5 protein-coding genes and 1 pseudogene are annotated in these 7975 nt (G+C 69.1%); 3 read left to right on the forward strand and 3 right to left on the reverse strand.

Features of this window, described 5'->3' with window-relative positions:
* Nucleotides 1-1551 (reverse strand): annotated as a pseudogene (locus ACIQ6O_RS09945) (hypothetical protein); the annotation flags it as partial.
* Between the two features lie 474 nt (nucleotides 1552-2025).
* Between ACIQ6O_RS09945 and ACIQ6O_RS09950 the strand changes: the two are divergent.
* Together ACIQ6O_RS09950 and ACIQ6O_RS09955 are read left to right on the forward strand one after the other, a co-directional pair.
* A complete protein-coding gene (locus ACIQ6O_RS09950; protein WP_396207631.1) occupies nucleotides 2026-2619 on the forward strand; it encodes a hypothetical protein in 594 nt (197 codons plus the stop codon).
* Nucleotides 2620-2632: 13 nt separating this feature from the next.
* Nucleotides 2633-3046: a carboxymuconolactone decarboxylase family protein gene (locus ACIQ6O_RS09955; protein ID WP_396207632.1), complete on the forward strand. Its 414-nt coding sequence runs from the start codon at nucleotides 2633-2635 to the stop codon at nucleotides 3044-3046.
* Here ACIQ6O_RS09955 and ACIQ6O_RS09960 read toward each other — a convergent pair.
* Complete coding sequence (locus ACIQ6O_RS09960; RefSeq protein ID WP_396207633.1) at nucleotides 3043-4152, reverse strand: polysaccharide deacetylase family protein; 1110 nt, start codon at nucleotides 4150-4152, stop codon at nucleotides 3043-3045. The genes ACIQ6O_RS09955 and ACIQ6O_RS09960 overlap by 4 nt on opposite strands.
* Nucleotides 4153-4190: 38 nt before the next feature.
* Here ACIQ6O_RS09960 and ACIQ6O_RS09965 point away from each other — a divergent pair, with 38 nt between their 5' ends.
* The gene (locus ACIQ6O_RS09965) at nucleotides 4191-6605 is read left to right on the forward strand and encodes a penicillin-binding protein 1A (RefSeq protein ID WP_396207634.1); all 2415 of its coding nucleotides are present in this window, start codon (nucleotides 4191-4193) and stop codon (nucleotides 6603-6605) included.
* Here ACIQ6O_RS09965 and ACIQ6O_RS09970 read toward each other — a convergent pair.
* A complete protein-coding gene (locus tag ACIQ6O_RS09970) occupies nucleotides 6557-7828 on the reverse strand; it encodes a DUF1501 domain-containing protein (protein ID WP_396207635.1) in 1272 nt (423 codons plus the stop codon). The genes ACIQ6O_RS09965 and ACIQ6O_RS09970 overlap by 49 nt on opposite strands.
* Nucleotides 7829-7975 lie beyond the last annotated feature (147 nt).

Genomic DNA, 7975 nt, shown 5'->3' on the forward strand with positions numbered 1-7975 from the left:
CGTCATCTCCGCCACTTCGGTGTGGCGCTTGGGCGGCATGTCGAAGCTCGACGCCACGACCTCACCGTAGCCCCAGGTGACCATCTCGCTCACTTCTTCCGGGCGCTCATCCACCAGCAGCACGAGCAGTGCCGCCTGCGGGTGATTCACCGCCACCCCTTCCACGATCGCCTGCAGCAGCGTGGTCTTGCCGGCACGGGCCGGCGCCACAATGAGCGCACGCTGACCGTACCCGATCGGCGCGATCAGATCGATCGCGCGACGCGTCACTTCGGGACCCGTCTTGGCCGGCCGTCCGGTTTCGAGTGTGAGCTTCCGGTCGGGATAGCTCGCGACGAGCGTGTTGAAGTCGGGGCGCTTCTCGAGCACGACGGGTGACCCGTCGTTGAGCTGCTGCACCTCGATCACCACAGAGCGCCCGCGATGATCGCGACCGTACGTGACGTCGAGTTTGTCGCCGCGGCGCAACTGGTGCAGACGCACCAGCGCCGGCGGTACGAATGGATCAGCCGGGTCGGGCAGGTAGCTGTTCACGCTGCGGCGCAGGAACCCGCCATCGCGCGACGCGTCGAACCAGCCGGCCATGGTGCCTTCCACGGCAACCGGGGTCTGCGGCGCCCGGTCGAACCCGCTCTCCGGCGCGCCGCCACCGCCACCACCATTACCACCGCCACCGCCACCGCCACCGCCACCGCGACGGAAGCGATTGCGTCCGCGCCGTCCATTCCGACGGAAGTTGTTGTCCCCACCCTCGAACCGCTCGGGGCGTTCACCGCCAGCCTCGGTCGCCGGGCGCTCGGGGCGGTCGTGACGTTCCTGGCGCTCCGGGCGATCCTGTCGCTCCGGGCGCTCGCCCTGCGGCATACCGCCCTGCCGCTCACCGCGATCGCGGTTGCGATGACGACCGCGACGGCGGCCGCCGCGCTCACGACGATTCTCGAACGGGCGATCCGGACGCTCGGGACGATCCGGGCGCTCGCTGCGCTCCGGCCCGTCGGTGCGGTCGAACGCGCGATCGTAGCGATTCTCTGGCTCGCGCCGTTCGGACGGCGCGCGCTCGGCCGGGTCGTACACGGGCGGCTGGTACCGCTCGGCGCGGGGCTCCGTCGGTTCGGGGCGCGCGACCGGCCGCTCGGCCGCACGCGACTCGCCAGGCGCTTCGGCGCGGCTCTCGCTGCGCGCCTCGTCACGCGGGGCGCTCCGGGGGCGGCGAGGGCGGCCACCGCGCGCCGGTGCGCCGGATTCACTGGCGGCCTCCGTACGGGGCACGTCACGCGGCGCTTCACTGCGCGGGGCCTCCACGCGGGGCGCCTCGGCGGCCGGGCTCCCTTCGGCGTCCGCCTTGGGGCGGCGGGGGGAACGGGGGCGACGCGGCTTGCTGTCGTCGCCCGCTGGGGGTGACGCCTCGGCCGGCGCGGCTGCCGAAGCAGCGGGGGCGGCCGCCTTCTTCGCGCGCGGCTTCGGCGCGTCGAGATACGGATTGTCGTCGCCAGCGGGTTCGGCGGTCGTCCGCGTGCGCGGGCGGCGGGCAGGACGTTTCGGTTCGGTCATTCGACTACTGCGAGTGGTACTGGGCGCTCGCGTTCAGTCGAACGGAGCACGGCTCGCGCCTGTACCGCGAATTGCGGCACAGGACGGGGCCTGAAGGACAAACCCTTTTTCGGGCTCGTGAGGCGCTGAGGCGCAGAACAGTGCGGGCTACTGGGGGACGGAAATGGGGCCGTCTCGAGCCGGCGACGCGTGACGCACACGTAAATCAGCTCACGCTGCGTGGCGACGCCGGTACCGCTGGGGGGACCACTCGGAGGATGATCCTCCGGTCTCTCGAATGGCTCGCGGTTCGGTGGACCGATGACCGCGCCGGCTGTCTGTGCAGCCCTCTCGTCTCCGCCGCCACGCAACTTTCCAAGGCGCGGCAACAACGGGAATCCCTTCGAGGTGCAGTGAGTATTGCGTGACCGGGCGATTCGCGCAACCCCGAGATCCGTCGGCGACCCCCATTCCGGCCCCTTCTAGCTTTCCCACATGATTGCTCCTCTCGTCGATCTCCCGGCCGCGCTCGCCGACGCCGTGAATGCCTACGAAGCCTCCGGCAACGTGGGCGCCTTGATGGAACGGCTGCACCACCTCCGCGATGGCGCCACCCCCGATGCGCTCGTCGCTGCCGCCGAACCCTGGCTGCACATGCCCGAGGTCGCGGGCCCACTCTACGAACGGGTGGTCGATGATCAGCCCACCAACGCGCGCGCGCTGGTGATTCTCGCCAACGCGTATTGGCTCTCCGGACGCGGCCCGGAGGTGGTGGGCGAACTCGCCTCGCGTGCGCTGGCCGCCGATGCCGGCAATCGCGGCGCGTGGCACATGTGGGCCCTCACCGAAGCCAACCAGCGCGACCGCACCGTACGGTGGCTGCAGGTGACCCAGCGCTTCCCCGACGACATGCTCGCCAAGGCGGCCCTGGCCGACAACGCGGCGTCGCTCGCCGCCGCGGAACGCGATCGCGAGGCGCTCGATCTCGCCATCAGCGCCTACGAAGAGCTGTGGAACAACTCCCCCACCGAGCAACAGCGGGCGGCGCTCGAGACCGCGCTCAACACGCTGCGCAACTACCAATTCTGACGGATACGCCCGCATGACCGAGACGACCGCCGGCGGACCGCCGCACGATCACCGCGAACCCGTGGAAAGCGCCCAGCTCGCGGAGTTCCGTCAGTTCCGCGAGCGCATGAACACGCGCATCCTCGGCGAGAACAATCTCGTCATCAATCGCTTCTTCAATCTCGACGGCCGCGCCTACGAAGGCGGCGCCCTCGACGTGAAGACCAAGGAACTCCTCGGCCTCGTCGCCTCGCTCGTGCTGCGCTGCGACGACTGCATCACCTACCACATCGTGCGCTGCGCCGAGGAAGGCGTCACGCGCGACGAGGTGTTCGAGACGATGAGCATCGGTCTCATCGTGGGCGGGAGCATCGTCATCCCCCATCTCCGTCGCGCCGTGGACCGCTGGGACGACTGTGAGCGCATGCGCGGGGCGCAGCAGCCCTAGGGCTTCGCGATCACCTTCGCATTTCCATCGCTCACGAAGCGCGCCCACTTGCTCCCCGGCTTGTCCATCGCGTCGAGCGTCGTGGTGAGCTTCGTGCCCCCCTGGAGCGGCACGCGCGGCAGTGCCTTCGGGTTGAACTGCGGATCGTAGGGGCTGCGCGCCGGACCACCGGCCACCTCGAAGACCGCCTCGTGTGCATACGACACGGTCTTCTTGGCCTTCTTGTCGTACCACGAGCCCTTCAAGGTGAGCGCGCGGTTCTTCGGCCATAAGCCATACGGCAAGGCCAGTCCGCGCACCTTGTAACCCGGCACGGCGCTGTCGATCGCCATCGCGCCGCGCGCCAACTGTTCCTGCACCACGGCGTCGCTGTACTTACTCAGCTTCGCGTGCCACAGCGTGTGGTTGCACAGTTCGAAGCCCTGCGTGTGCAGGAACTGCACCTTCTTCAGGCGCCACGCGGTCTTCTGGCCATCGATCCCCTTGTCGCCGAAAAACGCATGGCCCGCTTCAGCCGCCGGGAGCATGCAGAACAGCCCCTTCGGCTTCCAGTCCGGGTGCGCCTTGATGAAGTCGAGCAAAATGCCCACGGCACTCGACGGGTCCACCACCAGCTGCCCGTTGCGTTCGAGATATCGGAACTGACTCGGCGACGCGTCGTCGAAGGTGAACAGCACCGGTGTCTTCCCCGCCGGCACATCGAACGTCTTGTCGAGGATCTCCGACAAATTCACCGGCACGTAGCCGCGACGGTGGAGCTCGGTGAGTTCCGCCTTGAACCGCTCGCGCGAGACCTTGTACGTCCCGTCCTTCTCCACGACCTGATGCCACTCGACGATGGGGAATCGCCCCATCTCGTTGGGCACCCGTGGTCCGTTGGGCGCCGGTGTTGCTACGGGCTGTCCGCCCGTCGCCGCCCGCGGCCGGCCGACTGCCGGCGGCTGGGTGGCACTTTCCGCCACCTCGCTCCGTAGGAGTGGGAGCGCAGCGACTGGTGTCGGTACCACGGTGGCCGCCGTGGCAACCAATGCCGAGAGCAGCGGCATCAATAGCAGGGACGTGGTGCGAACGGTGCGGCAATCAGCGGACGTGGTCTTTCGGGCCATGACGATACGGTGCGGCGGACGACGGAGAATCAACAACCATGAACGAGCAACCTAACGGGTCACCGGTCGACCCTGTGACGCCCGACACGTCAGCGCCTGAGGCCGCTGGCGCCGAGTCGGCGCGCACCCGTTGGCGCCGGCCTCGTTGGCGTGTGCGCGCCGGAACCGTGCTCCTCTACACCGCAGCGATCGCCGTGGTCGGCGCACTCACCACCACGTCCTGGTGGTGGTCATGTGGCTGGCAGGGCTGTCCCACTCCGGCGCAACTTCGCGCGTGGCGGCCCACTGAGGGTGGTGCCCTCCTCGCGCGCGACAGCGCCTTCGTGAGTGCGCTGTCTCCCGTTCGTCGCGTCAACGTGCCGCTGTCGCGCGTGCCGCGCCAACTCACCGATGCCTTCATCGCCGTGGAGGATCGCCGCTTCCGGCAACACCACGGCGTGGACTGGTACGGCGTGGCGCGCGCCATGGTGAGCAACGTGCGCGCCGGTGGCGTGCGCGAAGGCGCCAGCACCATCACCATGCAGCTCGCCCGCAACGTGTTCCTCGGCAATCGCGCCGCCGAGCGCAGCTGGGCGCGCAAACTCCTCGAGACGCGCTATGCCGGGCTGCTCGAACAGGCCCTCGGGAAGGACGACATCCTCGAGCGCTATCTCAACGCCATCTATCTCGGCAATGGCGTGTACGGCGTGGAAGCCGCCAGCCGCGATCTTTTCGGCAAGAGTGTCCGCGATGTGACGCTCGCCGAAGCGGCAATGCTCGCGGGTCTCCCCAAGGCACCGTCCAACTATTCTCCGCGCAATGACCGGAGGCGCGCTCTCGTACGCCGCAACGTGGTGCTCGATGTGCTCGAGCGTGAGCGTGTCGCCGGTGGTGCCGACATTCAGGCGGCGCGCCGCGCGCCGCTGCGTGTGGCGAAGCGGGAGTTCGTGCCGCAGCGCCCGGTGGATTCGTGGGCGGTCGAGGCGGCGCGATCCACACTCGACTCGCTGCGCGACGCGGGGGTGATTCCGCGCGCGCTCAACTACGCGCAGCTCCGCGTCTGGACGACCATCGATCGCCGGGCCCAGATCGCGGCAGAGCGCGCCATTGCGGCCGGTGCCGAGTCCATCGACGACGACCGGCAGTGGAGTGGCTTCGACGTCCGTGGCGGAAACCGGACACAGGGAGCGCTCGTGGCGCTCGACCCGATGTCGGGAGCCATCCGTGCCATCGTGGGCGGACGCCGCATCGAGCGCAAAGGCTTCAACCGTGCGCTGCGCGCGCAGCGGCAGCCGGGCTCGACGTTCAAACCGTTCGTGTATGCTGCCGCGCTCCAGCGCGGCTTCACTCCGGCCAGTATGGTGAACGACGAGCCCATCGAAATCGACACCGGCAACGATGTCTGGCGCCCCGCCAACTTCGGCCACGAGTACTCCGGGCGCATCACCATGCGCGACGCCCTCAATCGCTCCGCCAACGCCGCCACCGTGTGGATGAGTCGTGAGGTGGGCGTCGAACGCATTGCCGCGCTCGCCCGTGCGCACGGTATTCGCAGCGACCTGCCCAACGTGCCGTCGCTCGCGCTGGGCGCGGCGTCGGTCACGCCGCTCGAACTCACTGCCGCCTATGCGCCATTCGCCAACGGCGGCACGCGCGTCGACCCGCATCTCGTCGACAAGATCGAAGATCCGTTCGGGCAGGTCCTCTGGCAGCGGCCGCCGCGACGTCCCACGAGTGTGCTCTCGGCGTCCGACGCGTTTCTCGTCACGTCACTGCTGCAGACTGTCGTCGATCGCGGTACCGGACGCCCAGTTCGTGCTGGCGGCATCAGCGGCCCGGTGGCCGGGAAGACCGGGACGACGAACGATGGCGCCGATGTGTGGTTCGTGGGATATACGCCCACGCTCGTGGCGAGCGTGTGGTTTGGCGCTGATCGCCCGCAGCCGCTCGGCTGGAACGCCAGCGGTGGACGACTCGCGGCTCCCGTGTGGGCGCGCTTCCTGCAGGACGGATGGCACAGCCCCGAAAACGACACGCCATGGGCGCCGCCGTCGGACATCGTCTCCAAGCAGATCGACATCGGCACCGGCAAGCTCGCCAGTGATTGGTGCGGTCCCTCCCGACGCGAGTACTTCAAGCGCGGGACGGTGCCCATCTCGTCGTGTGAGAACGAGGTGCAGTGGTCCATGCGCGAGCTCGTGCCCTTCGACGGGACGGAGGGGGATGTCGGGACGGAGGAGGCCGACGTCGATCCGGAGCCCATCGGCGATGCCGTGGCCGCGATGCTCGATGCCGTGCAGGCCAACGACAAGCTGCGCGCCGTCTCCGACGGCATCATGCGCGAGATGCAGCGCGCGGCTCGGCGCGTGGAGGCGAAAGCCGAAGCACGAGCCGAGGCCCGCACCGAGCGCGCGCGTCGCGAGCGTCAGCCCATCACGCCCGGCCAGCCGGTGCCACCCGCTGCGCCGCGATAATCGGGGAATACCGCAGCGAGATCGGTGAGCCCGAGGTGACGTGACGTCACCTCGGCGAACACGGCGCGGAAGTCGGTGGTGAGCGCCAAGTCGCGCCCGTCGTACAACTGCTCGCGCGCCAGACCGGGCCAGCGGCCGTGCACCATGCCGCTGCGCACCGAGCCGCCAATCACGAACATCGCGCCGGCGTGCCCGTGGTCGGTGCCGCCCGTGCCGTTCTGTCGCACGGTTCGGCCGAACTCCGAGCAGGTGAGAATCACCACGTCGTCCATGCGGTCGCCGAGGTCAGTCACCAGCGCGTGGACCGAATCACTGAAGTCACGCAGACGATTGGCCAGCTGCCCCTGCGCACCGCCCTGATTTACGTGGGTGTCCCAGCCGCCGACGTCGGCGAACGCCACTTCGAGCCCCACGCCGGCCTTGATGAGCTGCGCGATCTGCAGCAACCGCTGCCCGAACGGGGAGCGCGGGTACTGCGCGGCGGCCGCCGGCCGGTACTGCTGCGGGTTCGCGGCGCGCAGCACCTTCAGCGCCTCGAACATGTCGCGGCCGCTGCCGTGCACCACATCGCTGCGCCCCGTGCGGTACAACGCCTCGAGCCGTTGCTGCGCGTCGCCGGCGTTGGTACGGATCGAGAACTCGTCGATGGAGTTCATTGCCACCACGGCCGCCGGCCCCTCGAGAATGCGCGGGGTCTGCGCCGCCATCGCCACCGCGCGGAACGCGCTCGACGATGGCGTACACGACTCGCACGTGCCCTTCACTGCGAGATAGCGGTTAAGCCACCCGTCGGTGGTGCCCTTTCGGTCGGGCGTCCCCGTTTCCATGTAGTCCTGCGCGTCGAAATGCGATCGCGTGGCGCTCGGGCTCCCCACGGCCTGAATGGGGGCGAGCAGTCCGCGGTCCCATAACGCCTTGAAGCCCGTCATCGCGGGGTGCAGGCCAAAGAAGCCATCGAGATCGATCGCACCACTCGCGCCGTTGGTGCGCGCGGGCGAGCCGATCGCCAGCTGCGGGCGCGCCGCGTAGTAGTCACGATCCCCGAACGGCACGAGCACGTTCAGCGCATCGGCGGCCCCGCGCTGAAAAAGCACGATGAGCGTCTTGCCGCGGGCCACGCGTGGCAGCTCGGCCGCGAGCGCCGTGCGCCGCAGAAAACTCGGCGACAGCCCCAGCGTCAGCAGCGACAGCGCGCCACCCTTGAGAAACACACGACGATGCATCCCCTCCCCCATATCAAGGCCTATCAAGGGGTCAGACCCCTTGAAACAATGGTATGTCAGCGGCGCTGGAATTCTGGCGCGCCGATCGCGAGCCCCACGATCTGCGCGAGGCCGCCGGCGGGGCGGGAATCGGCCGCCGCGAGCGGG

This window comes from Gemmatimonas sp. (genome assembly GCF_044345575.1).
Taxonomy (GTDB): Bacteria; Gemmatimonadota; Gemmatimonadetes; order Gemmatimonadales; family Gemmatimonadaceae; genus Gemmatimonas.